Source organism: Micromonospora sp. ATCC 39149 (genome assembly GCF_000158815.1).
Lineage (GTDB): Bacteria > Actinomycetota > Actinomycetes > Mycobacteriales > Micromonosporaceae > Micromonospora.
In genome coordinates, this window is sequence record NZ_GG657738.1 from 3,284,210 (window position 1) to 3,310,151 (window position 25,942).

The following is a 25,942-nucleotide window of genomic DNA, read 5'->3' on the forward strand; positions in this document are numbered from 1 at the left end:
GCAACCGTTTGGTACGCTTAATCGACCAGGCAGGCGGAGTGAGGACGACAGCTGATGAGTTCCGAGCGCGTCGACGGGCGGACCCTCCGGTTTCAGCACAGGCGGCCGGAGCTGCTGGCCGCGGCGACCGAGTACGTCCTCGATCACGGCACCGCCGGCCTGTCGCTGCGTCCGGTGGCCCAGGCGCTGGGGGTGACCCATGCGACGCTGCTGCGCCACTTCTCGTCGAAGGACGAGCTGATCAAGTGCGTACTGGAGAAGATCCGCACCGATCTCTTCGCTCAGGTGACCGCCGACAGGGAGCTCCAGGAAGCCGGGTCGACGGCACAACTGCTGAGGATCACTTGGCGACGGCTGTGCGAGCCGAAGGAGCAGCGGCAGTTCCTGCTCCTGTTCGAAATGGTCGCCGGCAAGGTGTGGCGGTCCCGCGACGGCGGGGAGCTGGCGCGGTCGATGGAGGACGCCTTCGTCGATTTCATCTCCGGGTGGCTCAGGCAGGACGGGTGGGCGCCCGAGGACGCCTCAGCCCTGGCCACCCTCCTCCTGGCTCAGATACGGGGGCTTCAGCTCGACCTTCTCATCTCGGGAGACCGCGCGCGTGTCGATCGCGCGTTCGAATTCGCCCTCGCTCTCCTCGAGCCTCGGACGGGGTCGAGCGTGTCCTGACAGTGGCTGGACCACTGCCGACGCGGATGCGGTCGGCGCGCTTGAAGCGGGTGGGCCGTCGAACATGGCCAACGATCCACTCAGCGCAGAGCAGTCCCCCGGTCCCCGCTGGTCTGGGTCTGTAGAGGCTGGTTCGTTAGGTTAGGTCCGTTTCGGGGTGAGGGTGAACACTCCGGGTTGGTGCTCGGTCAGGATGTGATGCTTGACCATGCGTTTGAGCTTCGCGCGGGCGCTCTCGACATGTTTCGGGATGGGTTCCACACCGAGTGCAAGGCAGATGTCCTTGGCCCGCATGCCGGTAGGCGCGGTGTGCAGGACCGTCAGGATCTGCTGGTAGGGGGCGCTGGCTATCGTCGGGTCTTCAGCGGTGAACTCGGCGGCGGTGAGGGTGCGCAGCGTGGTGCGGACGACCTTCAGGTCGGTCAGTTCGCCCTCGATGCGGATGAGGTCGGCGGTGAGGGCGGTGATCTGCTCGCGTAGCCGGTCGGCGGCCTGACCGACGGTGGTCTCGCGTGCGGTGATCAGGTCGAGGATCACGGTGAGGTTCACCGGTATCGCCAGGACGGTGTGCTGGTGCCGGTCAGCCGACGCACGATGATGACCATCGACGCCCACAACTGCCCGACGCCGTGGACACCGGTACGCCACCGTGCTCATCGACATGCACACCCGCCGGCCGATCGACGTCCTACCCGACCGCACCGCCGACGCCCTCGCCGGATGGCTGCGGGAACACCCCGGAGTGCAGATCATCTGCCGGGACCGTGGTGGCAGCTACGCCGAAGGCGACCGGCAAGGGGCACCGGCCGCGATCCAGGTCGCCGACCGGTGGCACCTGCTGAACAACCTCAGCGACGCCGTCGAGAAGGTCATCCGTGGGCACCGCCGGTGCCTGAGAGAGCCCGCCGACCGGTACCTGCGCTTGCTGTTCCGGTCGCGGCCGAGCCGGTGAGGACGGGACGCCGTGCGGCGAACACCCGCGCACGCCATGCGGCCGTGCACGCCCTGCGGGCCGAAGGGCTGTCGATCAGCGCGACCGCCCGCCGGCTCGGCATGAACGTCAGAACTGCCCGCAAGTACGCCCACGCCGCCACCGCCGAGGCGTTGATCGGCCCGAACGCCAGCAGCCGACCCAGCGTCCTCGCCCCGTTCCACCCCTACCTGCGCCAACGCCTCACCGACGGCGTCCACCAGACAGCCGAGCTGTATACCGAGATCCCTGGCCCGCGGCTACCAGGGCAGCCTGCGGATTCTGCAGGACTGGCTCACCATCGCCCGCATCCGGCCCACGCGGGTGGTCCTCCAGGTGCCCTCCGCCCGGCGAATCACCGCGTGGATCATGAGACCCGGCCACAAGCTCACCGACGACTGTCGTCGGCGCGTGAAATCGGACCCTGCTGCGACGTCTGAAATCGGACCCCTTTGCCTGGGTATGACCTTACTCAGTCGTTGGTCTTGGTAGCCGCAGGAACGCGGCCGAGGTCGCGGTCTTTGAGTCGGTAGCTGTCGCCCTTCATCGAGATGACTTCGGCGTGGTGGACGAGGCGGTCGATCATGGCTGCGGCGACGACGTCGTCGCCGAACACTTCGCCCCACCGGCCGAAGGGCTTGTTGGACGTGACTATCAGCGAGGCTCGTTCGTAGCGGTTGGACACGAGTTGGAAGAACAGGTTCGCGGCTTCGGCTTCGAAGGGGATGTAGCCGACCTCGTCGACGATCAGCAGCGGGATCCGGCCGAGCTTGACCAGCTCGTCCTGGAGACGGCCGGCGTGGTGGGCATCGGCGAGGCGGGACACCCACTGGGCGGCGGTGGCGAACGCGACCCGGTGTCCGGCCTGGCAGGCCCGGATCCCCAGGCCGATGGACAGGTGGGTCTTGCCCGTGCCAGGCGGGCCGAGGAACACCACGTTCTCCTTCGACGCCACGAAGTCGAGGGTGCCGAGGTGGGCGATCGTCTCCCGCTTCAACGACCGTTGGTGGTCGAAGTCGAACTCCTCCAGGCTCTTGCGGGCCGGGAACCTCGCCGCCCGGATGCGGCCCTCACCGCCATGAGCCTCACGGGCAGCGACCTCGCGTTGCAGGCAGGCGGCGAGGAACTCCTCATGCGTCCACGACTCCGCCCGGGCCCGCTCCGCCAGCCTCTCGACCGACGCCGCGAGGGACGGCGCCTTCAGGGCACGGGTGAGGAACGCGATCTCCGAGACGACGTTGCGGCTGGTCTTGGCGGCCATCACGCAGCCACCTCATCCAGGCCGAACAGGCGGTCGTAGTCACTCAACGGCCGCCGTTCGACCTGGCCGTCGACGGCGGCCGCCGGCTTGTGTTGCGCGGCGATACGCAAATCCGCGGCGGCCCGGCGGTGGACGGGATCGGTGATGCTCTGATGCTTGGCCCAGCAACGATCGTGCCGGGCCACCGCCCGACCATCACAGAACACCTCCACCCGATCGACATCGGCGGTGACCTCGACGCGGCGGCCGACCACCGACGGGTGCACCGAATAGTCGTTGCCGTCCAAGCGCACGTAATGATCACGAGGAAGGCGGGTGGTCTGCCGCCAGCCGACCACCGGCGCGACCGGTGGCAACGGCAACATCACCTGCCGGTCGGCGTCCCACCGCTGCACCGGCCGGCAGCCCAGCGTCCGGTGCTGGCGGTTGTTCGCCCGCACCAACCACTCAGTGAGTTGGGCGTTGAAGTCGGCCGGCGAGGAGAAGCGGCGTCCGGGCAGAAACGAGGTCTCCAGATAGCCGTTGGCCCGCTCCACCAGGCCCTTGGACTCCGGGTCCGCCGGCCGGCACTGGATCACCTTGATGCCGAGGGTGCCGCGGAAGGCGTTCATCGCCTCCGTCAGCTGCGGCCTGCCGGCCCGCCACTGACCGATGGCGGACTCGTTGTCCCACACCAACGCCTTGGGCACCCGTCCCCAGCCGGAGATCAACGTCCAGTGTCCGACCAGCAGGTCCGGTGACTGCCGCGACGGGATCATCACCGCCGACAGCCACCGCGAATAGCCGGACACCATCACCAACACCGGCGGCCGACCCACCTGCCCGAACCCCAACGGCACATCCGCCGGCGGGAACCACAGATCACACTGCGCCAACTCGCCCGGCAGATACTCCGTGCGCTGCGCCGGGTCCGGCGCCATGAACAACGGCCGCAACAGGCGCACCCGCTCCTTGAGCACGGTCAACGACCGCGTCCAACCGATCCTCTCCGCGATCACCGTGGCCGGCATCGACGGCCACTCCCGCAGCAACGCCCGGATCTGCGGCTCCACCGCGTCCACGATCGAACCCTTCGCCGGCCGCTGGTACTTCGGCGGCCCCTGCGCGGCCAACGCCCGCCGCACCGTGTTACGACCCACCCCAAGCGTGCGGGCGATCACCTTGATCGGCATCCCCTCAGCCCGATGAAGACGACGGATCTCCGCCCAGTTCTCCATGCTCAACACCCCTCCGATCCTCGAAGAGGGGTCCAGATTCACCCGCCGACCCGGGGTCCGATTTCACGCGTCGCCGACAACGACAACCGCACCAACCTCATCGACGCCCCAGCCGCTGCCCCGACCTGGACACCGTCTGCAACCTCGCCCGCGGATTCACCGCACTGGTCCGCCACCAGGGCACCGGACGACACCTCGACGCCTGGATCGAACAGGCCCGGCACGCCGGATACCCCGAACTCCGCGGCTTCGCCGCTTGCCTGGTCGGCGATCGTGACGCCGTCGTCGCCGGTCTCACCCAGCCCTGGAGCTCAGGCCCGGTCGAAGGCCACGTCAACCGCATCAAGACGATCAAACGACAGATGTACGGCCGGGCGAACCTCGACCTCCTCCGCAAACGCGTCCTCGCCCTGCCGTGAGCTACCCCCAAGATCACTCACAGAATGTGTGCCAGAGCCCGATTTCACGCGTCGCCGACACATGCCGCCCACCGCACACAACGGCTGACACCAGCGAGCGGGGCCACCGGCTGGTTCTCCGACACTCCCCCTCCCTCCCCGTGCGGCAACCCCCTAGCGACTACCAGAGGAGACAGTCAACGACCTGCTGCTTCAGGCGGGATACCACGTTTCCGCACCTGAGCCGCAACTCGTGTTGGCGGGCCTTTCGTTCTCGGGCGGCGACATCTGTGCCGGGTGTGGCCACAACACGTCGATGATGGTCTCGATGCTGACGCTGAGGGTCGACTCGATGTCATCGAAGTCGAACGGGCTTTCCATGAGCGCGAGGTGGTCGAGCAGGGAGTCGAACGAGCCGGCCAGGTGCTGCAGTGGTGGCCGATGCTCGCGGCGTTCGGCAGCCTGGGTCTGCAGCGAGACCGCGTACGCGACAGCGGCCGGCCACACCTGGTCGAGGAACAGCCCAGGAGGAGGTTCGCCGTCGCTCCACCCCGCGTCGCGCCAGTTCTCGGTCTCGGCCGCATGGGCACGCTGGCGCAGGTCGGGCATTGTTCATCCAGTGCTGCGACGAGGGCTCCGAGTCGGGCGCCGGGCCCGAATCTGGCCAATGGAGCGGGCCGGTCACCGGGTGGCAGCCATACCCAGAGCTGTTCCGGCTACGACCAGTAGTCCGCAGGCAGTAGGAACGTGCCGGCCTGCCTCCACAGTTTTGTCAGCCGGTCGTCGAACCCGGTTGGCGCCGTACACCCCAGCAGCGCCACTGGTCCGGCCCAGCCAGCCGGCATCGCGAGGTCGGTCGCGGCCAACTGGTCGATCTGGTAAGTCAGGTAGGCGGTGACGTGCCCGGCAGTGACGTGCACGTCACCATCGAACGCGAAGACCGGGCACAGCGGTAGCTCATCGTCGCCAGCGGCGGGGAGTAGGTGTGCGCTCGGGTAGGCGTCCCCCCACACGGCGCACTGTGCCTGGTTGGCGGCCTTCGCCACCGCGCGTGCACGTCCGGCGGCAGCATGCGGTTCAGTTCCGCGATCAACTCGTGGGCGGGACGGTCACCGCTGATCTGGGTGTGCGCCTCGAAGCCGGTCGGGGTCAGCGGGGCGGCCATCTCCACCGTCGGCGGCTGGGACACATCGAGCCGCGTGCCGTCGTCCGGGTCCGGGGCATCAGGACTGGGGCGTGTCGTCGAACTCGAGGCGCTGGCGCGCCGGCTCGGCCAGCCGGTCGAGCAGGTCGTCCTCGCGGTAGACACGGCCGGCCTCCAGGAAGTCGGGGGCGGGCGCGAGCGGGACGAACAGGTTACCGTCGCCGTCGAGCTGCCGTAGCCAGAGCGCGACAACGTAGATCCCTGGGATCTTCAGCAGGTGCGGCTCGTAGGTGTCGGTCTGTACCTCCGGTGCCCCGGCGAGGTCGCGGAGGGTCCAGGCGGTCGACTGCACGTACGGCCCCTCGCTGACCTGCTCGAATCGTTCCGGCTGGCCGTTTGCGTCGGTGGCGACCTCACTGCTGGCCACGGCGGTCGACTCGGTGGCGACCAGAAAGCGCCAACCGGTGGTCGGGGCCTCGGTGAGCGGCCGGCGGGCGGCGACGGCGTCCAGCCCCACGTGGTGGACCGGGTGCGGTGCCGACAGCACGGCGGTGTCCGCCGGTGCGGTCATCAGGGCGACCCCGCCCGCCGTTGCGAACTGGGCGGAGCGGGCGATCTCCCGCAGCCCAGTCATCGCGGTCGTTTCAGTTTCCGACGGTGGGGTGGCGAACTGGATTCCCATGGTCAGTCCCGGGTGAAGTAGGTGTGCGTCCAGGTTCCGGTGCCCTGGTACGCAGTACGGAAAGTGTCGTAGCTAGGAAAGGACGGCCCGTACCACGGGTCCTGGATAGCCAGGTAGATCGTGCCGTAGTCCAGGTAGCCGCTGATCACGACGAAGTGGGCACCGCCGCCGCTCCAGGCGATGCGCGCGCCCACCGGCCGGCCGGCGTCGATCTCGGAGCGGATCGCGGTCATGGTCAGCGCGCCAACCTGCCAGTGGTCGAGGTTGCCGACCCGGTTCAGCGCGCGGTCGAGGTACCAGGGCTGGTTGCATCGCGGGGCCGATCCGTCGGAGCAGCAGGTCGACTGGCCGAGTTCGGCGTTCGCCAGATAACACTGGTACCAGCCGCTGGTGGGGTTGTAGAAGAGCGAGACGCTGGTGGCGGTCGCGCTCCAGCACCAGTTGGTCTGCTGCTGGTACTGCATGAGGAAGGCGAGTTGGCGGGTGTCCTGGACCGCTTCCTGGACGGTTGTCGCCATGTTCCCACTCCTTGCCGATGCGGACTCGATGGTCGTCGCGGGCGGTGTCGGCAACCCACACGATGGGTAATGCCTAGATAACTCTAGGTTACTTCTCGGCTTGTTGTAGCGGGTCCGGCGAAACCGTGGCCGGCACCGTGCGGGGCGAAGCGATCGCCTAGTGTCCCGTAATTGAGATCTTTCACTCGTTGTTGGTGAGGAGTTTGCGGACCTGGGTGTGGACCCAGCGGACCTTGCCAGGATCTCGCCGGGGGTCGCGGGCCAGACGAATGGTTTCGCGTTGGTGTTCCAGGCGGTGACGTAGTCGTTGATTGCCCTGGTCAGGCGGGTGACGGAGGTGAAGATGCCGCGTCGGATCGCTTGTCGGGTGATGATGCCGAACCAGATCTCGACCATGTTCAACCACGACGAGCCGATGGGGGTGAAGTGGAAGACGATCCGGGGATGCTGGGCGAGCCAGGCCTTCACCTCGTCGGTGGTGTGGGTGGACAGGTTGTCCACCACGACGTGTAGCTCACGGTTGGGATACGCGGTGGAGACCTGCTTCATGAAGGCCAGGAACTCCTGCCCGCGTCGTTTCGGGAAGCAGCGGGCGGTGACCTGCCCGGTGGCGGCGTCCAGGACCGCGACCTCCTCCGCACTGTGGCCCTCATCGCGCCACAACACCATCCGCGCCTGCCCCGCCACCACCGCGTCGACCCGCCGGTCACCGACCAGGCTGGACAGTTCGGCCCGCAGCTGCCGCGTCAACGCCACGCCCTGAAGTGAACCACTACGAAGTAACACCAAGCCACGTAAAAGATCTCAATTAAGCGACACTAGCGGTGCTATACGGCGAGTAGGCCTAATGCTGGCCAGCTTGCGCCCGGCGGGTCCTGGCACCTACTCGCGGCCCTTCGGTTCTCTCAGATCACTCTTGGCAGCCGGACCAACGAGCCCGCATGAAGCCCTTCAGAAGGCACTTCCTCTTTGAGGATCCACGATGCGAGCCGGCCCTTACTGGAGCGCCGAGGCTACTATTGAGTATAGATGCTGTTGAACCCATCAACCTTCCACATCATCGCGTCGATGCCGCATTCACCATAGGCGATTTTGAAGTAGCCTCGCTCAAGATGTGGCTGAACTTCCTCATTCTCGAACCTGGGTATTTGACCCCACCCGGTGTTCCATTGGTTTTTGCACAGCCAGGCTTGTTCGTTGTCGCTGTAGCCGACGACGCAGACGCAGTGGCCACCTGCCCGACCGCCCGAGGTGTGGCGGTAGACGCCGCCGGCGTAGTAATGGAAGTCATCGTAGACGGTGAAGCACGTGGTCAGAGGGGTGGTTGTTAGCCAATCCTTCATTATTACAGGATCACCTGTCCAGGAGTAGCCGCTGATAATGGTGAGCTGGTTCCGCCAGTCATCGCAGAGATTGCAGGGCTGATTACCTGGAGTGTAGGGAAAGCACCACTCGGGCACCACACCAGTGTTCTCCGCATAATCAAAGGCCGCATCGGGATACCAACCATGCTGGCATCCCATTGATCCTCCGCAGTAGAACAGTTGTGCCGGAGAAAGCTGGGGAAGGGCGTTCCCATTAGGATCGCTGTAAGGGATGTCCTCAGCGATCCGAGCTGCCCCTTCTATCGTCGCCGTGACCCCGAACGCGACGCACGAGCCGCAGCTCTTTTGGTCCCTGACCGGGTCTATGAATGACCGAGCACTGCCATCCACGTTTGTCCAGTTCCATTCCCCAGCGGCGGCTGATCGGACTAGGCCCCGATGCTCCTCCGAGCGTCGTTCCCTCTCTTCGAGGGACAAGTCTTGGGGCCCGGGGACGTAACCTAGACGCTTCCTGCGCTCCTCTTCGGTCAGCCGCGAGATAGATGTCTCCTCGGCAGTCCAGCTCACTGTCGGATCGGCGGCGAGACGGGCTTGCAGTTGCTCAAAAAACTCATTGTCAGTGGGCATGATTCCTCACTCTCCATAGGTTCTGGCGTTCAACTTACCCGCAGAGTGATCTGCATGGTTTCGGCAATCTCACCGCTCCAACTGCGTGCGAGTTCGAGCCGAACATGAGCGGCTCCTGAGATTGTTGTGCGAAGGCAGACTTCGCGACTACCTCCGGCACCAGGTCTTCCCGAAGTGCTCGGAGAGTACTCCGAGCTGACAGTTCCCACTGGGCCGTCGACTACCGCGACAGCCCATTTGAAACCCGTGGTGGCATTCTCTTTAGGATGACGAGCACGGTTTCGCCGGGGCTGATTTCAAGCTCGGCTTCTGCGGCGTTGTGCTCGATGACATAGTTAGCCATTAATGCGCGGCATCGTCGATATGACTCTTTCCGTGTGCGCGTTGTACCACTTCCCAGGCTGGAAGCTACCAGGTTTTCGCCTTCGTCGTGCCGAGACGTCAAACTGGGGCGGGCTCTTCTGCAGTGAGGCTTTTTCGTCGTGATGCGCCTGGTCACGATGGGCGACGAGGATCTGATGTCGACATAAGACGAGGCTCCCGGCAAGACAGCAGTCGACCCAGGGCCCCGGCAAAGTCCTCAGGTGATGCCGAGTAGGGACAGTGGTCGGTTGCTGTCGCGGGCGTGGTGGCGGTTGGCGGCGGCGATGTTGGTGACGCCGTTCAGGCGTAGGGCGCCGATGGCGGCGTTGCGCAGGGCTGCCATGACCTGGGGTCCGGTGCCGGTGTGGATCTGGGATCGGTCTTCGTCGTAGGTGACGTCGCGAACCCAGTGGACCTTGTTCTCGATGGACCAGTGACCGCGGATCCAGGTGGCGAGCTGGGCGGGTCTGGCTTGGTGAACGAGCAGGTCGGTGTAGACGGTTTCGGTGGTGAAGCATTTTGGTTGGTCGAGGCGGCGGCGTCGGATCTGGCACGACTTGGCTCATTTAGTGCGTGCCGTGGATCGAGTCCAGTGCTGTCTGTAGTTCAGCGGGTATGGGGTCGGCGGCGGTGATGGTGTGGTCACCGGCTTGGATCTGGATGGTGCGGTAGCGGCGGGCGGTGGTGACGAAGCGCTTGATGCTCCAGCCGGTGGTGTTCTCGATCCATCGGGACACGGCCAGGGCGGCGAACACGATGGTCAGGTGCGCTTTGATCGATTCGCGGGTGTGGTGGTAGATCGGTCGGGCGGCCAGGTCGGTCTTGGACATCCGGAAGGACTTCTCGACCTGCAGGAGCCGGCTGTAGGCGCCGATCACCTGTCCGGGGTCGGGTCGCCGGGTTGGTGACGTAGCCCTTGATGCCGGCCAGGGCACGGTTCTTGGTCTCCAGGATTTGGTTGACGCTCTTGGTCGCGCCGGTCAGGCGCACGTACCGGTTGCGCTTGACCGGCGACGGCGTTCTCGGCCTTGCCGACCTGGGTGTCGATCCCCCGTAGAGTGCGCCGTGCCCGGTCGACGCGGTACTGATAGAAGATCGTGTGATCCTGGCGTTTGTCGCTCGGCCCGGCCGGTCAGGGCTGGACGAACACGTGCCCGTCGGGGACCTCCGTGTCGGGGTGCGCGTCGCGCCACGCGGTGACGACGTAGGGCACGTCGGGGACGCGGACGCCGGCGTTGCGTTCGACGAGGTCATCGCTGCCAAAGGCATCACAATGGTCAAGCCCCGCCCATGGACACCGCAGGCAAACTGCTACACCGAACGCTGGCAGCAGCCTGACGCGGTCTTCAAAAACACCAGCCCAAGGCCACTGAACGAGTGTGGCACGGTGCAGGCGGTCCGGCGCGAGTTCGTGTGGACGACCAGCCGGCGGCAGAGTTTCGCCAACGGCCTGACCCGACCGCTGCTGATCGCGGTCACCGACAACGTCACCAGGCCAAGGGCGACCAGGAGCCGTCGACGTGACAGCCGCGGGCGGTCGGCGGACCGGTGTACCTACAGCAAAATGTGGATCCACCGTGAAGCACAGCTGGGGCCTGACGCTGCAGTCGTCGGAGAAGTCCGCGCTGCAACGCATGCTCAACACCTGCTCGCCCTGACCGTGCCCGGCGTGGTTGGTCAGGCGGCTGCCGACCGCCGGAAGCGAGGAAGCGCCGACCCCTTCGGAGCCACAGCAGAAATAGGCACGTGTAGTGCTTTATAGGCAGTTGCACTATCTTCGGCATGACCGGAAGTCGGGCCCCAGCTGCGCTCTGTCTGACCCAGTGCCCGACAGGTGCGCCTGTTGGTGTCACTCGGTGCGCATCGCACATCGGGCAGGACCGGTCTGTCGTTGTGTCTGCGCCCTGGCGATTCCCGGCCCTCGGGGGTAGTCGGCTGGTAGGTATCGGTAGACCGACCGTAGGGACCTGCCTATTTCTCGGCGAGCAGTTCAGGGTCCATGTTCGGTTCTCTGCGTGACCAGTAGGCCACTGCCTCTGCGGTGCCGCTGGGAATCTCTGGGTCCTCGGCGGTCGGCAGCGACGCCTCCGTTGTCTTCCGCGCCGGCCCGCTCGTTCACCGGCGGCGCGGCATGTGGGACAACGTTGTCGCGGCTCTCGGCTGTCAGGCGCTGGTCGCTGTTCGATCCGGGACCTGGGTCGCGCTCCGGCTCTGGATTCGGTGCCCGCCGCTCCCCGCCGGGTGTGTATGTCGGAACTGAGTTGACGATGGTGACGGAGATGGGTCGGGCTCAGGTGACCGTGATGCCTGGGCATGGTCTTGTCGGCTGCGCCAGCGACGGCGTCGGCTGGCGTTGTTGGCGGTGAGGATCCGTTCTGGGGTGAGGGCGTTGACGAGACCCTGCAGGCCAGCGGGGTCACCCGCCGCGATGTAGCGGAAGCTCTGCGGAGGACGGAAGGGGCCTGCTCGCGTAGGTGATGTAGCGGTAGCGGCTCGTTGAGGCGGTTGACGGTTGTCAGGTGCAGGAGATGCGCGTTCGGGGCGCAGTCGAGGTAGGCATCGTATTCGTCGCGGTTGAGGCCGAACTGCTGGTGGAAGCGCCGCCATCGTCGTCGGGGGCGCAGATGGTGGTGGCGCCGAGTCGGGCGCTGTCGTACCGATGTGAGTTCGCCGAGAAGTGGCCGTGGCCGCCGGCCTGGTCGCGCAAGTCTTGCATGGCGACCGTACTTCTCGGCGATGTGGGGGCCTGCTGGCAGACGCTGATTGTAGGCGGGCTACAGGTTGTTGATTCGGGCCAGCAGCTCTGCCTCGGTCAGGTTTTCCAGGACCGCGTCCTGCTTGCGGCCCAGGACTGCCAGCAGCTTTTCCTTCTCCAGTTTCTTGGCTGCCGCTGCCTTCGCCGCCTGGTCCTCCGCGAGGCGGATAGCGATGACGTGCTTGACGACCTCCAACTTGGTCTCCAAGGTCGCCTTGGCCGGATTGGTCTCGGTGGCCACGAACGACTCGGTGTCGATGGCCTTGAGTTCGGCGTTGACCGCCTTGGCCACGTCATCGAGGCTGAAGCCGGACCTGGCGGTCAGCGGAAGCTCCCACAGCTGTTCCGTGGTCAGCAGTCCCTTGGCCGACGGGTAGCGGAATTTCTCCCGCGTGGCCTTTTCAAAAATGGTCACGATGGCCTCTCTCCAATTTTCTGGGTAGGAAATCAGAACTGGATACTGATGAGGTGGCGCCGGCCGCCGGTCATGGTCACCTTGGCGACCACAGAGCTGCGGACCGTGGAGCTGAAGCCGAGGCCGGACAGCTGATCCGGGGACGGCTCGCACTTGGTGCGATCGCCGAGGACCTCGAACACCTTGCGGTGCGGTTGCAGGTCGCCGCGGAGGAACTCGTTGTAGATTCCCCGGGTCGGCTGGTCGTTCACGCACCCTTTCAGGATGAAGAAGTAGTGGCGGTTGCCGACCTCGCCGTCGTCGAAGTAGTTTGGCGAGAACATGATGGTGGACACCGGCACGAACTGTTCGGTAGTGATTCCCCAGAGGTTCTTGCCTGCGCTGCCCGGCTGCATGTCCTCACCCGGCCGGAAAGCGGTGATCACCTCGTCGGCGACCGTCATCCGGCCCACCTCGACGGTCTCCTTGTGGCCGACCGCCCGCTCGTGGCTGTAATGCTCGATTTTCCCGTTGCTCTCGGTCTCGATCACGAAGCCGACCTCGGTGCTCTCCCGCTTGTTGAACTGGTTCACCTCGATTCGGTACTCGCCGTCGGGGACGTTGTCGGTCCAGGTGACGTTCTCCACCGGCTCGCGCGAGAACGTCCCGCCCGCGTTCATGTCGACATCCAGCTTGTTGCGCTTGTCCTTGTACCAGATGTGGTCGCCGTTGGGTTCGAACACGTGCAGGTCGAGGTCGTCGTGGTTGAACCAGGACAGGCTCACCCGCAGCTTGCCGGTGACGTTGCCGCCGGCCCGCTTGACCTTCTCCTTGATCGAGTCGGTGACGTTGCCGTTGTAGGACCAGCCGAAATCGTTGTCCCAGGTGAACAGCCGCGGGGCGGCCGGGTGCCGGCCGGTGGTGAGACTGACGAAGTGCGGTTCGTGGCTGTTGGCCACCCACAGGTCGATGGCCGCGGCACCGGGCAGGATGTCTTTCATGAAGGTGACCACGGGAATCTCCTCCGGCTTCGCGTCACGAAGGCGCGCACCTGCCGACCTCATGGTGGCCGCCTGCATGAGCAGCCCTTCGATGCCGTCCTTCATCCGCGACTGTGTGTCGTTGTCGACCCATAGCACGTTGGTGACCGACACATCGGACAGCCGGGCGAACCGTCGCTGCAACGACTCCTCGATGCCCAACTCGTCGATGGTCTTCATGGCAGCCTTGACCATGGCCGGGGTGATCAACGCCGTCGGGCGCTGGTAATTCTGCGGTGCCACCTTCGTCTCGAACGACCGGACCGCCTGCTCCAGGTCGACGCCCGCGGAGAGATCCTGGACGAGGGTGCCGATCACCGTGTTGCGGAAGCGGGCCGCCGGGTTCATGGCGTTGGCGAAAATGAAGGCCTGTCCGTCGGTCGCCTTCGTCCACCGGTTCTGCAGTGACCGGAACTCGGTCACCGCCCGACGATGCTCCGTGCCGCGGTAGAGGGCGTTGTCATCGATGAGGTCGACGACGGTGTCCAGAGCGTGCTGGGTCAGCTCGGCCAGGCCACGCTGGAACACCTGCACCGCGGCGTCGAAGGCACCCCGTGCCGCGCCGACGTCCTTGATGCGATGCCGCTTCTCCACCCGGCCGTGCAGGTGGTGCCACACCTCGACCTGGCCGTCGCGCAGCGTCCGAGTCGTCCTTGTCCCGTACTGCTCCTCGGTGGACCGGAAAATGGTGGACAACGGCAGCGTGCTGACGAATTCGTCCATTGCGGCGGCGACGACGGAGAAGACCGGGTCGGATGCAGACACCCCGGACCAGACAGAGCGGACCTGTCCGTTGTGGATCTCGACGATGTTACCGAGGTTCTTGATGAACCCACGGCAGGTCGAGCAGTCGTACTCGGACCGCTCGCGGAACCGGAGATTGGTGCCGGCGGGGAAGGAATCGAGAAAGGTGAGCCAGAGTGAGTCCCGGTCGAGACCGTCGCCGACGACGTACAACTCGCCCTTGGACATCGTGGACAGACGTATAGTCACATCCGTCACGAACTGCTGGAAATCGCCCACTGCGTCATCCTCCTCGATCACCGGAGATCCTACGAAGTGCCTGCAATCGGAGAAACGCATTTCCGGCTGTCCGCACGGTCACGGACGGGCGCCGGTGGCCGGCGGTCAGTCGACCGGATTCGCATACGGCGGTGGGGTGCCGAGCCGGCGGTCAGCAGTTCCGCCAGCTGGCCGGTGGCGCCGTTGAGCAGATCCCGGCTCACGCCGTGGTTGCCTTCCCGGGCACCGGCAGGCCTGGGTGGTCGGGGCATGCTCCGCATGACGATTTTCCTCGTCACCAACAACACCGCCGACACTGCGAGGAGACCGGTGTCCTCGCGCTCGGACGTTGATCGACACCGAAACCGTGCGCCGCCGGATCCTCCTCCAAAGCGGTGGCCAGGCGCCGCAGCCGAGCCTCATTTAGACGACACCGGGGCCCGCCAGGCCCCTTCGAAGCGAGGGCGTCCTCACCACCGGCCCGCCACCGCTTACGCCACCCGTACACCGCGGTCAGCGACACCCGCAACCGGCGGGCGACCTCCGGCACCGACACACCCTGGCCGAACCAACCGGCAGCCTGTCGTCGTACCGCCTCACGCTTCGCCCGCCCCCGCGCGGACAACCCACCTCCATCGGGATACCTCATCCCATCGATCTACCCCAGCTCAAGACCATCACAAAGACCATCGGACGAACCTGGCCATTCAAGATCTGTATCTGCGGACTCCGTACCGCCGCGCAAGCCACTGATGAACGGCGTCGAGATCAGCGCCCGTCAACCCGCGATGTGGATCGACGCGGTGCAGCAACGCGGGGTGCCGGTGGTGCGCGGCGGCCCACCGGCGGTCGGCGTCGGTGATCTCGTCGTTGAGCCAGACGAACGGACGACCGGCGGCGTGCCGCATCAGCGGCCCAGTCTTCCAATGCACACCGCCCGGCGAATGCTCGTCGACATCCGGCCAGTCGACGAGCGGCAACACGGGAAGACCGAGCCGAGGCGCGATCACCTCGTTCGCCTCCGCCATCCACGTACTCGCCCACACCAGATCCCCCGGCAGCTCATCCAGCCGAGGACCGTCAGCCGGGTCGAGCCGGTCGAGCAGCGGATTGCCGGAGCCGTCCGAAACAGCCATCGCACCGAGGACCACGGGTGAGCTCGCGCCGGCTGGCCGAGCCCGCAACGGCAGAAGCACACCGTCGATATCCACAAAGATCAAGGGTCGCGTGACGCCACCAAGCACGGGTGCACCGTACTGCTGATCCCCAACCCCGGCCCACGTCGTCCTGGGCCGCCAGGCCGTCCCGCCGCGGCGCGATGACAGAGCTTGCAGCTCAGCGGAATGCCGGCGCGAACCCGGCGCGGGCCCGCCAACCTTCGCGATAGCGTTGATACGGAATCTGGGTGGAACAATCGGTCCTGATCGTTGAGGATCGGCGGGTGTCCGTTCCCGTACGTCAGATCCGTGCTCGCTACTCGGCCGCGACCATCACCGTGTACCAGGCATACCCGCCGCAGATCGCGCTGCCGGCGGTGTCGGCCGGCCGTTTCGTCGCCCCGTTCAAGCGGGACCGGATGACGTGGATCAAGCCGTCCTTCCTGTGGATGATGTACCGCTGCGGCTGGGCCACCAAACCAGGGCAGGAGCGCGTGCTGTCCATCGACATCACGCGGGATGGGTTCGAGTGGGCACTGGCGCGAGCCTGCCTGAGCCACTACGACCGAGACGTGCACGGCGACAAGGCGACCTGGTCGCGGCAGCTGAAGACAAGTCCCGTCCGAGTGCAGTGGGACCCAGAGCGGTCCCTGCACCTGAACGCACTGCCGTACCGGTCGCTGCAGGTCGGCCTGTCCGGCGAGGCTGTCGACCGGTACGTCGACGACTGGATCGTCGCCGTCACAGACATCACCCCCACCGTTGAACGAGCCCGGGACCTGCTGCGCCGCGGCGACGATCAGGCAGCGGCAGCTCAACTGCCCGTCGAGTACGTCTACCCACTCCCGGATCGGATCGCCGTCGGCCTCCACGCCAGCCCGGACGTCACTGCCAGCGAGGACCCCGAACGACAGCAGTGACAGTGCATCAGAGACGACCCGCCCAGCCGCCCCCGTCGCGGCGGGACAGGACGCGCCCCTGACAGCTTCGAACTCGGTGGCGAGAACCGGGACAGACGTGAGAATGCGTTCATGGCCGATGATCCACTGCTCGCTCGGGCTCGGTAGTCCTGGCTCGGGATGGCTGGCGTAGCGATGGCCTTCCCCGCCGACGGCGGCGTCGACGTAGCCGCCTCGGCCAGATCGCGGCTCTGTCCGCCGGGCTGGGTCGGGATCGTCGCGTTGGGCGAAGCCGCCATCGTCACCGTGCCGACAGGCAGTCGGGCCGGAATCTTGCGCAAGCGTTTGCGCAGTCTGCCCGTCGAAGTACTGACCGACCCTGACCGGCTGCGCGCTGTCCTGCCGTTCACCGAGGTACTGGGCCCGGCGAGCCTGGCCTACCTCAATGAGTGTGACCTCCATCCGGCCGAACTCGACACGGTCGATGCGGTACCCCGAGGACATGCCGATCTCGCCACGCTCCTGGCCTCTGTCCCGGTGCACGACGCCGACGAATGCGGGTTGGCCGCCATCACCTCCGACGCGTTCGTGTCCGCCGTGGGAACCATGTAGTCGCGGCGGCCGGCTACCGACGCCGGCCGGAGGAGGTGGCCCACCTGTGCGTACTCACCGAGCCGAGCCACCGTGGGCGTGGGCTGGCGCGTGCCGCTGCCTCCGCAGCAGTCGCCGACGGTTCAACTGGCGAGGGCCGGGTGGCGGGAGATGAAGTCACGCCAGAGGGCGATGGCCACGGGATCGGTCTTCGCGTGCGTGCCGACGTAGCCAGCGGGTTGCTTGTCCGTTGACCCCAACCGAGAACCTCAGGAGGGCCTGGGCATCTGCGCCCGGACCGCGTGGGCGACCGGCGCGGGCAGCGCGGCGAGGTAGCGCTTGCTGTCGGCCGAGGCCATCGCGGAGAGCTGCGTGGCGGAGACGGCAGGGTCGGTCTCCGTGATCCGCGTGACTGCTGCGTCGAACGGCATCAGGTTGAGCAGGCCGGCCGCCCGCCCGGGTGGCACATGAGTCAGCCAGCGAGCCGCCGTGGGCGGGGCCGCTGTCGCGAGGCGGGCGGCGGCCTGTTCGGGCTGCATGTCCGCGAGCCAGTGCCCCGCCGCCTCCGGGCTCATCTCGATCGCCGGGCGTACCGGTGGCGCGAGCAAAAGGTCGACGGACTCACCCTGGCTCCGCATGAAGTCGGCGAAGTCCGCGGCGAAGGAGAACAGCATCGCCAGTTGCAGTGCCTGCGACTCGAACACCGACTCGGACGCGAGCCTGGCGAGCATCTGCCGCATGGCGTCCCGGTTCATGAGCGCGACCCGCTCGAACGAGCTCCGTCGGTCCATCGCGACAAGGCAGCGCAGCGCCTCTACGTCGTCCATCAGCTCGAGGATTTTCGCCGCCGCCGGTGGGTCCATTTGGGCCAACGATCTGCCGGCTAGGTCCGGAGCGAGGAGGCTAAGGTAGGCCGTCGCGGCACTGGCACCCATGGCCTGGAGCAGCGTTGTGGCGATGTCCGAGTCCATCATCCGCAGGAAGGACACCGCCCGCTCCACCCCCATCGCGCCGAGCCGCTTGACCGCGGCGTGGACGTCGAGGGCAGCAACGAGGTGCGCGGCGGGCGCGGGCTCGATCCGGGATAGCAAGGTGGCGGCCCGGTCGGCAGGGAGTGCCTCCAACAGCTCCGCCGCGTCGAGGACCGGCATCGACTTGATCCGCCGCGCGGCCAGTTCGATCGGCATCTGCATGAAGAGCCGCTTCAGCCGCTCCTGGGCGGTCGCGACTATGGGGCCCGTTTCCCGCGCGGTGGCGGCGGGAGAGGGGCGGTCCCGGTTGGCATGGGCACGGCGGCGGGCGGCCAGCCAGCGGGGAACATCGTCAGCGGGCACCGCGCAGGCGGTGACGATGTTCCGGACGACGTCGAGCGAGGGCAGGTGCCGGCCCGACTCGGCGTTCGAGATGGTCGCCGGCGGTACGCCGCTCCGCTTGGACAGCTCGCGTACCGTCGGGTTGTCCACGGGAAACACGTGTATCCGCAGTAGACTGAGCTGGCGGCCGAGATCCTCGACACTGTTGATCAAATCAGGGTCGATCTCTGAATTGGATGCGCCGTTCCTTGCCACCGCTCCACTATGAACGACGACGGCCCAACTTGTTCCAAGATCACTCATGGTTGTGGCCGCACGGCCGACCTTGTCCGATCATCGTTCGCTCCGTTGATGACGCAGGGTTGCCGGTTGTTCCCTGTCTAGACAAGGCCGACCGGCCCCGAGCTGAACGAGGTGGCTCCTATGCGTGATCTCCGTGATGCCCTGCGGCTCATCTGGTTTCTGTTCATCCTCATTTTCGCGCTGCTGGTGGGCGCGACCGGAGGCCTACTGTCATGGGTGGACAGCCGCGGGGGCGCGTCGGCGATCCTCTACGGTGCCGGCGCATTCGCCGCCACGGTGGGTTTGGGCTTGGCCGTCTGCCACTTTCTCCAGCAACGCCCGTAGCGGTGCCAATTCCACAACCCCGTCACGACCGGCCCTGACCGAGCATCTCGCCGCTCGGCCAGGGACCGGGTCCGGGAACAGTCTCAATCCGAGCCGTCGCCCCACCTACGCATCACCATGATGGCCGCCCTCATCTCGTGCACCACGTCGCGAGCCTCGGCGTCGATCCGGCAGGGACTGCGTAGATTTCCGTGTTTGGCCTGGGTGTGGTCTGTTGGACAGGACGTAGTTCCTGTCCGGGAAGGACCACGTCATGGCAGACAAGAAGAACACCGCTTCACTTCCACAGCCGTCGGCGGTGGAAGTGGAGTTCGCGCAGCAGTTGGTCGAGCGGGCCAAGGCCGACGGAGTCTCGTTGGTCGGGCCGGGTGGGCTCCTCACCGGGATCACCCGCACCGTGCTCGAATCGGCCCTCGACGCCGAACTGGATGCCCACCTCGACGACGCGGGCGTCGATGAGGCAACCGGCCGGCGGACCAACATCCGTAACGGCCACGGGGCCAAGACGGTGCAGACCGAGGTCGGGCCGGTGCGGATCCAGGTCCCGCGGGACCGGGCCGGGTCGTTCACGCCGCGGATCGTCCCGAAGCACGCCCGTCGTCTGGACGGGTTCAACGAGGCGATCGGCGTCGCTGTATGCCAAAGGGTTGACGACCGGGGAGATCTCCGCGCATCTGGCGGATGTGTACGACGCCGAGGTGTCCCGGGAGTTGATCAGCCGGGTCACCGACAGCGTCCTGGCCGACATGGAAGCCTGGCGGCAACGGCCCCTGGACCGGGTCTACCCGGTGGTGTTCATCGACGCACTCGTGATGAAGATCCGCCAGGGACAGGTCGCGAACCGGCCCGTCTACGTCGTGGTCGGGATCAGCCTCGACGGGGAACGCGACGTGCTCGGTATGTGGGCCGGCACCGGCGGCGAGGGCGCCAAGCAGTGGGCCGGCTACCTCACCGAACTCCGCAACCGTGGCATTGAGGACGTGTTCATGGTCTGCTCCGACGGGCTCAAGGGCATGACCGACGCGATCGAGCAGGTCTGGCCGCAGGCGGTGCACCAACAGTGCGTCGTCCACCTCGTCCGAGCCAGTCTGCGGTATACCAACCGTAAGGACCGGGGAGAAGATCACCCCGGCGTTGCGGGAGATCTACACCGCCCCGACCGTCGCCGCTGCGGAGGCTCGTTTCGAGGCGTTCGCCGCCGAGTTCGGCGACCAGTACCCGGCCGTCATCCGGCTGTGGCGCACCTCGTGGCCGCAGTTCGTGCCCTTCCTCGACTACGACCACGAGGTCCGCAAGGTCCTCTACACCACCAACATCATCGAAAGCCTGAACGCCCGGTTCCGGCAGGCCGCCCGCCGGCGCGGGCACTTCCCCACCGAGCAGGCCGCGATGAAGGTCCTCTACCTCGTCGTCCAGCAGAAACGCCGGGGCGGCGGGAGCATCACCGGCCGGGTCTACGGTTGGGCCAAGGCCCTCAACGCCCTGATCCTCGCCTACAGCGACCGGATCACCATCTAACCACCTCGATCACACCCAGCGGTCAAACACGGAAAACGCCACACTCCCCACCTACATAACCGGCCCGGCCGGCCTGCGCTCTACGGTTCGATGAGTGCGGTGGAGCGCAGGAAGCGCACGACGGCAGCGGTTTCCGTGTCGACTTCGGTCTGGATCTGAGGTGGCCAGGGCTGGAACGGCTCCACCTGGATCGTGCGTCCGCCGGAGCGGCGCGTCCAGGTGGCGACGGCCAGGCCGTCGGCGACTACGGTAGCTCGGATGGTTCCGCCTCCGGGCCAGACCCGGGCTTGGTGGGCCGCGGGGACGGAGCCCTCGCGGGTTCGGGAGCCGGTCAGGTAATTGTCGTAGGCCGGGAGCAGACGTACGTCGGGCGTGCGGGGCGTGTCCAGGGGCTGGTGGCCGTGTCGGGCGAGCGCGGTCAATCCGGCGTCCGTGGTGATCGTGCCGGATTGCGCGAGTTTCTTCCATGCGCTGCGTGCCCAGGTGATGGGAAGCCCTGACCAGGCTGCGAAGTCTTCGACGCCTGCGGGCGCGAAGGCGATCAGGTAACGGCGGGCAAGCTCGGCGAGGGCGGCGCCCTGCTCGAGGTGACTTCCGGTGCTGGGCAGCCAGTCGTCGAGCAGGACGTAGGTGGCGTCTGCGGCGCGCTGCGGGCCGTGGCAGATGATGCCGGCGAGTGCCGCGTGGCGGATCAAGTGGAAGGGCGCCTGTCCGTCAGGGGAAATGCCGAGGGCGGTGAGGTGTTCGGACAGCTCGGCTCGGGTCAGCGGCCCGTGCGTGCCCAGTACGCGTCGGATCAGGTGGTCGGCGCGCTGGCGTAGGTCGTCGTCCAGGCCGAGCTGCTGGTAGCGGCGGCTCGTCGCCGCGAGGAAATGCGGGCCGAGCAGGCGCAGCGCCCAGCGGGCGTCCTCGCCGGGGATGGTGTGTAGGGTGCCGCGCATGAACCAGTTGCGGACGATGCTTCTCTCGTCCTCGTACGCGGTGCGAATGGCGCTGGCCGTGATGTCGCGGCCGCGCGCGCGGATGCCGAGGTCGGCTGCCGTGGCGTCCTGCGCTTGGATGGCGAAGACCCGCCGCACGATCGCCGCGGCGGAGTCCTCCCGGACGCCGTCGGCCAGTGCTTGCGCGCGGGCGCGCATCCGGCGGACGCGCTCCTGGTGAAGCATCGGATGCATCTGCTGCTCTGCGCCCTCAGGAGACGGCCGAGCCGAGAACGTGTGCGAGTTCGGCTGGGGCCGACAACATAGGCCAATGCCCCGTCGACAGGTCGAAACGCCGCCACGGCGGCTGGTTGAGGAACGCCAACATCGGCACCCCGGCATCCAGCAGGTTCTTGAAGTCGTTGCAAGCGACCAGGACGCGGTCGACGTCTGGGCTGGGTTCGGCCGGGCCGGCGAGCCGCTGCTCGAAGGTGCCGAACGGCTGGGAGGTGGCACCTGCGCGCATAAGCCCCCGCTTGTTCTCATCGAGTCCGTAGAGGCTGCTGGACAGGCCCAGGACGTCAAAGGGCGGCATCGGCAGCCGCCACCCGTCGCCGAACTCTGCTACCTGCTGGCGCAGCTGGTCGACAGCCTCGGGTGGCATGAGGTCAAGCATGCACATGCCAGCGGCGAACGGGGCGCTGTCCACGTAGACCACACGTTCCAGCCGATCGCCAAGGCGCCCGGTGGCCCCGGTGACGGGAGCAGCTGCGTAGCTGTGGGCGACCAAAGTGACTTCGCGCAGATCGCGTCGCTCGATGAAGTCAGTGATGTCCGCAATATGGGTTTCCAGGTCCGTCTCCGGGGTGCCCCGGTCGGCGTACTCGCCGAGACCGGTCAGCGTCAGCGGCAGCGCCGTATGCCCGCGCTCACGCAGAGCCTGCGCGGTGTCTTCCCAGGCCCACGCGCCGAGCCAGGCGCCGGGAACGAGTACGAAGGTAGCCATGTGATCTCCCTGAAGTGAGGTGCCGCCGCGAGCGTAGGATCAATACAGGACAAGTTCCGCCCTGAAATGTCGAGTGATCCATGTCGCATCCCCTCACCCGCGTATTGACCCTGCTGGAACTCCTCCAGTCGCACACGCGGCTTCCCGGCTCCGAGCTGGCCGATCGGCTCGGCACCGACGTCCGCACCGTGCGCCGGTACGCCGCGCACCTGCGCGAACTTGGCATCCCGGTAGAGGCCGAACGAGGACGCCACGGCGGCTACCGCCTGGCCCGCGGCTACCGGATGCCACCCTTGGTGCTCACCAACGACGAGGCCCTCGCCGTCGTCGTGGGCCTGCTTGCCGCTGAGCGGCTGGGCATGAGCATGACCACCCCTGCGAATTCGGGCGCACTGGCCAAGATCGAACGCGTCCTACCGCACAGCCTGCGGGAGCCGCTGGCCGCCATGCGAGAGACCTTGTCCTTCACGACGAACGCGGTGACCGCACAGGCACCCGAGACGAGTGTGCTGCTGGCCCTGGCCCAGGCGTCGCGCGCCCGCACCACCGTCGGCATCAGCTACCTGTCCTGGCACCAGGACCAGACCGAACGTGACCTCGATCCCTACGGCGTCGTCTTCCATCGCGGCCGCTGGTACGCCGTCGGCCGCGACCACCGGCACGACAGCCTACGGACCTTCCGCATCGACCGCATCGCATCAGTCACGACCCGCACGCAGACCTTCACCGCCCCCGACGACTTCGACCCCGTCACCCACCTGACCTCGGCACTGGCTCAAGTGCCCTACCGCTGGGACGTCGAGGTTCTCATCCACGGCCCGCTGGACGACATCGCCCGCCGACTGCCCCGCTCCGCCGTGACACTCACCGCAGACACCGCCGGTGTCTTGATGCACGCAAGGGCAGAGCGCCTGGACGGAATGGCCCACCTGCTCGCCTCCCTGGAATGGCCCTTCACCATCCACCGACCCGACGAACTACGGCAGGCCCTGAAGAACCTGGCCGACCAGCTCACAGCAGCCGCAGAGCGAGCACCGGGACAACCGTCGTAGCGGGATGCCGCGACCAGCTCACGCCCGAGCCCTGGCTCGATCATGAAGGTGCCGGAGCTCGGACAGAATCGCGCGATGAGCAGGCAGTCGCCGATCAACGGCACACGAGGGCGTCTCCCACGGGCGGATTGACAAACGAGCTGGTTGAGCTGGTCGCGACACGGCGGTCAACGCACCTGCTTCGGGTGGCGATCGACGCCGGACACCGCCAGCAAGACAACCCTCGCAGACGAGGGGCCGATAAGCTCACCGCGCAGGCGGCAAGGTGATCCGGGTCGGCGTCGATGGCTTCCAGCAGCTACGAGCCGTGCGACACCGGCGCAGCCTGCCCGCGGAAGGGGCTTCTACCAGGACTCGTTCGACTATGCGGCCCTACGCGGGTTGCTATTGGACCCGTTGGGCCGGGGCGGTAATCGTCGCTACGGACCGCGCCGTCGGCCACCATCAAACCGTCCGGAGGACGCGCCAGTGCGAGTAGCGCCCGACGGGGCGGTTTCTTCTGTTCGATCGGGAATTCCTGCTACGCCGGGGACTCGACGGCTGCTCGGATTTGCGGGTGTTAGTCACTGCTCAGTGCACACGACTACGGAAGTCGACATCTCGTGTCCGGCGCCGCGACTCGGATCGGTGTCATGTCCGAGAAACGATCGTTTCCTGGAAAAGATCAAAAACCGGGGCGACAGCCGGTCGGACCCGTCCAACAAACCTGTCCAGAAACTCGGCATGTCCAACAAGACGACCGCTGGTTTGTCGGCAAGACGACCGCTGGTTTGTCGGACGTCCTCAACGGCATGACCGCTTCCACGCCGCGCCGGTCAACCTCCTCGCACCCGCCCCGCTATCCGGAGTGCCCGTCGGCTACGGCCGAAAGGATTTCTCGTAACTCGGTGATGGCGTTGCCGGTCAACGGTGCCAGTGTCACCCGAGCAGGATGATGTCGTGGAGGTGGGCGATGCCGGAAGCGGTGTCGGCCAATGTGGTGGCGGCGCCGGTAGTCCCGCAGGATCTTGAAGGTCTTCATGCGGGCCAGGGCGTGTTCGACCTGTGCCCGGACGGTGCGGTGTTGCCTGTTCAGGTCCTTCTTCCAGTCGGGTAGTTCGCTGCCGTCGGTGGGTTTGCGGTACGGGATGATCACTTCGGGGTTGCCGCGGTAGGCGTCGTCGGCCATGACCGGCCGTCCGGCCAGCTTCTGGTCGACCTGTGAGCTGCGGTAGGCGATGGTGTCGTTGCGGTTGCCCGGCTGCGGGTCACACAGGGCGACGACGAGGCGGGTGTGGGCGTCGATGGCGATTTGCAGGTTCGTGGAGTAGCGGTAGTTCTTGCTCGGCGCGGCCAGTCGGTGGTCCCGGGTCGGGATCAGGGTGCCGTCGACGATCGCGATCTGTTCGACCCGACGTCGGCGGACCGGGGCCAGAGCCAGCAGGGGGCTGAGGGTGTCGATGACCCGGTGGGCGGCGGAGTGCGACACCCCGAACAGCGGACCGATCTGGCGCATGGTCAGGTTCGTGCGCCAGTACGCGGCCACCAGCGGCACCCGGTCGGCGAGGTCGAGGGACCTAACGATCGGAAACCTGGTCGGGGGCGACGCGCAGTCCGTAGGCCGGCAAGTGCTGGTCGGCATCCCGCTCGTACTGATCATCAAGACCAATCCCATGCGCCTTACGTAGCAGCCACCGGCCAGGCGACGCTGTCAAACGCCGGCACGAGCTGAGCGCGAGGAAGACCGCCTGAGAGAGGAAGTTTCCCCTCCGACCCGGCGGTACAGTTCGTCTATGGCCCTGCCTGTCTTCTATGCACGGCCGGAACTCGTGGGCAGCACCCTCAACGTTGCGCCTGCCCCGGCCAGTTGGGACACGGCTGGGGAACCCGGCCAGGTGCGCTCCGCCGCGTTCACCGCCGACGTCCTGGCGGCCATCGCCCCGACGGTGACTGTCGCACCGGATCCGCTCGCACTGCGCTTGGACGTCGGGTTGTCGGACACGGTGCCCCTGCTCTTGCTCAACGATCTCGACAACTACCTGTTTCCGCTCGTCCCGAAGCTGACAAAGGGAACCCTGCGGCAGTTCGCCTCGGTGTGGGCGACCAAGCAGCACGCAACGACATCCTCAGTCGCGGTGTGCCAGACCCAGCCCGCCCCGGACCCCGGCGGGGTGTACTCGCTACGGGTGCGCACCACAGCATCGGCAAGTACCGCCGCCTACAAGCGGCAGATCCACGACCAAATCAGCGTCGCCCCACCACTTCCCGATGGCGGCATCGCCCTCCAACTCGCGTTCGTGGTCGGGCCCCGCCGTGCCTGGCCCAACCTCTGGAAGGCCACGATCGACTCACTCGGCCCAATCCTCGGACGTGACCATGCCGCCCGCGAGTGGGACACACGCGACGGCCGGATAACGAACCTCGGACTGCACTGCACCACAGACCCGTTCGCAGGCAATCACGTCACCATCGCGATCCGCGCCCGCACAACCGACATGCATACAGCCCGCTGACGAAA

Annotated in this window: 23 protein-coding genes and 6 pseudogenes; 10 read left to right on the forward strand and 19 right to left on the reverse strand. The window is 66.7% G+C overall.

The window, feature by feature from the left end; genetic code table 11:
- The first annotated feature begins 54 nt into the window (after positions 1-54).
- Complete coding sequence (locus MCAG_RS13890; protein ID WP_050777957.1) at positions 55-666, forward strand: TetR/AcrR family transcriptional regulator; 612 nt, start codon at positions 55-57, stop codon at positions 664-666.
- A 141-nt stretch (positions 667-807) separates the two neighbouring features.
- Here MCAG_RS13890 and MCAG_RS13895 read toward each other — a convergent pair whose 3' ends face one another.
- A complete protein-coding gene (locus MCAG_RS13895; protein WP_036373368.1) occupies positions 808-1,215 on the reverse strand; it encodes a hypothetical protein in 408 nt (135 codons plus the stop codon).
- Between the two features lie 82 nt (positions 1,216-1,297).
- Here MCAG_RS13895 and MCAG_RS34765 point away from each other — a divergent pair.
- Positions 1,298-1,618 (forward strand): annotated as a pseudogene (locus tag MCAG_RS34765) (transposase); the annotation flags it as partial.
- A 490-nt stretch (positions 1,619-2,108) separates the two neighbouring features.
- On the opposite strand, the gene istB reads toward MCAG_RS34765, so the two are convergent.
- Positions 2,109-2,897 carry an IS21-like element helper ATPase IstB gene (gene istB / locus MCAG_RS13905; protein ID WP_036372296.1) on the reverse strand — a complete coding sequence of 263 codons (789 nt, stop codon included), beginning with the start codon at positions 2,895-2,897 and terminating at the stop codon, positions 2,109-2,111.
- Positions 2,897-4,123 (reverse strand): IS21 family transposase, encoded by a 1,227-nt coding sequence (gene istA / locus MCAG_RS13910; RefSeq protein ID WP_007071708.1) that lies wholly within the window; start codon positions 4,121-4,123, stop codon positions 2,897-2,899. Before istA ends, istB begins: the two co-directional genes overlap by 1 nt.
- A gap of 155 nt (positions 4,124-4,278) precedes the next feature.
- On the opposite strand from istA, the gene MCAG_RS34770 reads away from it, so the two are divergent.
- Positions 4,279-4,533: a transposase gene (locus tag MCAG_RS34770; RefSeq protein WP_369751363.1), complete on the forward strand. Its 255-nt coding sequence runs from the start codon at positions 4,279-4,281 to the stop codon at positions 4,531-4,533.
- A gap of 192 nt (positions 4,534-4,725) precedes the next feature.
- Here the strand turns inward: MCAG_RS34770 and MCAG_RS13915 are convergent, their stop codons facing one another.
- The 12 genes and pseudogenes from MCAG_RS13915 to MCAG_RS13965 all read right to left on the reverse strand — a co-directional run bounded on the left by MCAG_RS13915 (position 4,726) and on the right by MCAG_RS13965 (position 15,582).
- On the reverse strand, positions 4,726-5,121 hold the full coding sequence (locus MCAG_RS13915; RefSeq protein ID WP_007073618.1) for a hypothetical protein: 396 nt from the start codon (positions 5,119-5,121) through the stop codon (positions 4,726-4,728).
- Positions 5,122-5,228: 107 nt separating this feature from the next.
- Positions 5,229-5,558: a hypothetical protein gene (locus MCAG_RS13920; protein ID WP_007073619.1), complete on the reverse strand. Its 330-nt coding sequence runs from the start codon at positions 5,556-5,558 to the stop codon at positions 5,229-5,231.
- 177 nt (positions 5,559-5,735) lie between these two features.
- Complete coding sequence (locus MCAG_RS13925; protein ID WP_050777958.1) at positions 5,736-6,290, reverse strand: hypothetical protein; 555 nt, start codon at positions 6,288-6,290, stop codon at positions 5,736-5,738.
- Positions 6,291-6,340: 50 nt separating this feature from the next.
- Positions 6,341-7,612, reverse strand: a complete 1,272-nt coding sequence (locus MCAG_RS30770) for an IS630 family transposase (protein ID WP_083802276.1) — start codon at positions 7,610-7,612, stop codon at positions 6,341-6,343.
- 260 nt (positions 7,613-7,872) lie between these two features.
- Positions 7,873-8,808, reverse strand: a complete 936-nt coding sequence (locus MCAG_RS30775; RefSeq protein ID WP_007073622.1) for a C1 family peptidase — start codon at positions 8,806-8,808, stop codon at positions 7,873-7,875.
- Positions 8,809-8,837: 29 nt separating this feature from the next.
- Positions 8,838-9,059: pseudogene (locus MCAG_RS36240) on the reverse strand (protease inhibitor I42 family protein); the annotation flags it as partial.
- A gap of 329 nt (positions 9,060-9,388) precedes the next feature.
- A complete protein-coding gene (locus MCAG_RS35715) occupies positions 9,389-9,514 on the reverse strand; it encodes a hypothetical protein (protein ID WP_255348991.1) in 126 nt (41 codons plus the stop codon).
- 223 nt (positions 9,515-9,737) lie between these two features.
- Positions 9,738-10,402: pseudogene (locus MCAG_RS34775) on the reverse strand (IS1634 family transposase); the annotation flags it as partial.
- A 1,543-nt stretch (positions 10,403-11,945) separates the two neighbouring features.
- Positions 11,946-12,341: a hypothetical protein gene (locus MCAG_RS13955; protein ID WP_007073625.1), complete on the reverse strand. Its 396-nt coding sequence runs from the start codon at positions 12,339-12,341 to the stop codon at positions 11,946-11,948.
- A 32-nt stretch (positions 12,342-12,373) separates the two neighbouring features.
- Positions 12,374-14,383, reverse strand: a complete 2,010-nt coding sequence (locus tag MCAG_RS13960; RefSeq protein ID WP_007073626.1) for a hypothetical protein — start codon at positions 14,381-14,383, stop codon at positions 12,374-12,376.
- Positions 14,384-14,657: 274 nt separating this feature from the next.
- Entirely contained in the window at positions 14,658-15,011 is a 354-nt protein-coding gene (locus MCAG_RS34780) for a helix-turn-helix domain-containing protein (protein ID WP_007073627.1), read from the reverse strand.
- A gap of 58 nt (positions 15,012-15,069) precedes the next feature.
- Positions 15,070-15,582 (reverse strand): HAD domain-containing protein, encoded by a 513-nt coding sequence (locus MCAG_RS13965; RefSeq protein WP_007073628.1) that lies wholly within the window; start codon positions 15,580-15,582, stop codon positions 15,070-15,072.
- Positions 15,583-15,803: 221 nt separating this feature from the next.
- On the opposite strand from MCAG_RS13965, the gene MCAG_RS13970 reads away from it, so the two are divergent.
- The 3 genes and pseudogenes from MCAG_RS13970 to MCAG_RS36245 form a co-directional block, all read left to right on the forward strand.
- On the forward strand, positions 15,804-16,439 hold the full coding sequence (locus tag MCAG_RS13970) for a DUF4291 domain-containing protein (protein WP_007073629.1): 636 nt from the start codon (positions 15,804-15,806) through the stop codon (positions 16,437-16,439).
- 174 nt (positions 16,440-16,613) lie between these two features.
- A complete protein-coding gene (locus MCAG_RS13975; RefSeq protein WP_050777961.1) occupies positions 16,614-17,030 on the forward strand; it encodes a hypothetical protein in 417 nt (138 codons plus the stop codon).
- Positions 17,031-17,041: 11 nt separating this feature from the next.
- Positions 17,042-17,086 (forward strand): annotated as a pseudogene (locus MCAG_RS36245) (hypothetical protein); the annotation flags it as partial.
- Positions 17,087-17,278: 192 nt separating this feature from the next.
- On the opposite strand, the gene MCAG_RS13980 reads toward MCAG_RS36245, so the two are convergent.
- A complete protein-coding gene (locus MCAG_RS13980) occupies positions 17,279-18,577 on the reverse strand; it encodes a magnesium transporter MgtE N-terminal domain-containing protein (RefSeq protein WP_198141563.1) in 1,299 nt (432 codons plus the stop codon).
- A 168-nt stretch (positions 18,578-18,745) separates the two neighbouring features.
- On the opposite strand from MCAG_RS13980, the gene MCAG_RS13985 reads away from it, so the two are divergent.
- Together MCAG_RS13985 and MCAG_RS36250 are read left to right on the forward strand one after the other, a co-directional pair.
- Entirely contained in the window at positions 18,746-18,949 is a 204-nt protein-coding gene (locus tag MCAG_RS13985; RefSeq protein ID WP_036373380.1) for a hypothetical protein, read from the forward strand.
- Positions 18,950-19,202: 253 nt separating this feature from the next.
- Positions 19,203-20,467: pseudogene (locus MCAG_RS36250) on the forward strand (IS256 family transposase).
- Positions 20,468-20,547: 80 nt separating this feature from the next.
- On the opposite strand, the gene MCAG_RS14000 reads toward MCAG_RS36250, so the two are convergent.
- Together MCAG_RS14000 and MCAG_RS14005 are read right to left on the reverse strand one after the other, a co-directional pair.
- Positions 20,548-21,606: a winged helix DNA-binding domain-containing protein gene (locus MCAG_RS14000; protein WP_198141564.1), complete on the reverse strand. Its 1,059-nt coding sequence runs from the start codon at positions 21,604-21,606 to the stop codon at positions 20,548-20,550.
- A gap of 52 nt (positions 21,607-21,658) precedes the next feature.
- Positions 21,659-22,393, reverse strand: a complete 735-nt coding sequence (locus MCAG_RS14005) for an alpha/beta fold hydrolase (protein ID WP_007073635.1) — start codon at positions 22,391-22,393, stop codon at positions 21,659-21,661.
- 80 nt (positions 22,394-22,473) lie between these two features.
- On the opposite strand from MCAG_RS14005, the gene MCAG_RS14010 reads away from it, so the two are divergent.
- Entirely contained in the window at positions 22,474-23,445 is a 972-nt protein-coding gene (locus MCAG_RS14010) for a YafY family protein (RefSeq protein ID WP_007073636.1), read from the forward strand.
- Between the two features lie 918 nt (positions 23,446-24,363).
- On the opposite strand, the pseudogene MCAG_RS14015 reads toward MCAG_RS14010, so the two are convergent.
- Positions 24,364-24,997 (reverse strand): annotated as a pseudogene (locus MCAG_RS14015) (transposase family protein); the annotation flags it as partial.
- A 220-nt stretch (positions 24,998-25,217) separates the two neighbouring features.
- Between MCAG_RS14015 and MCAG_RS14020 the strand changes: the two are divergent.
- Positions 25,218-25,937, forward strand: coding sequence for a hypothetical protein (locus MCAG_RS14020; RefSeq protein WP_007073638.1), 720 nt, complete (start codon positions 25,218-25,220; stop codon positions 25,935-25,937).
- Positions 25,938-25,942 lie beyond the last annotated feature (5 nt).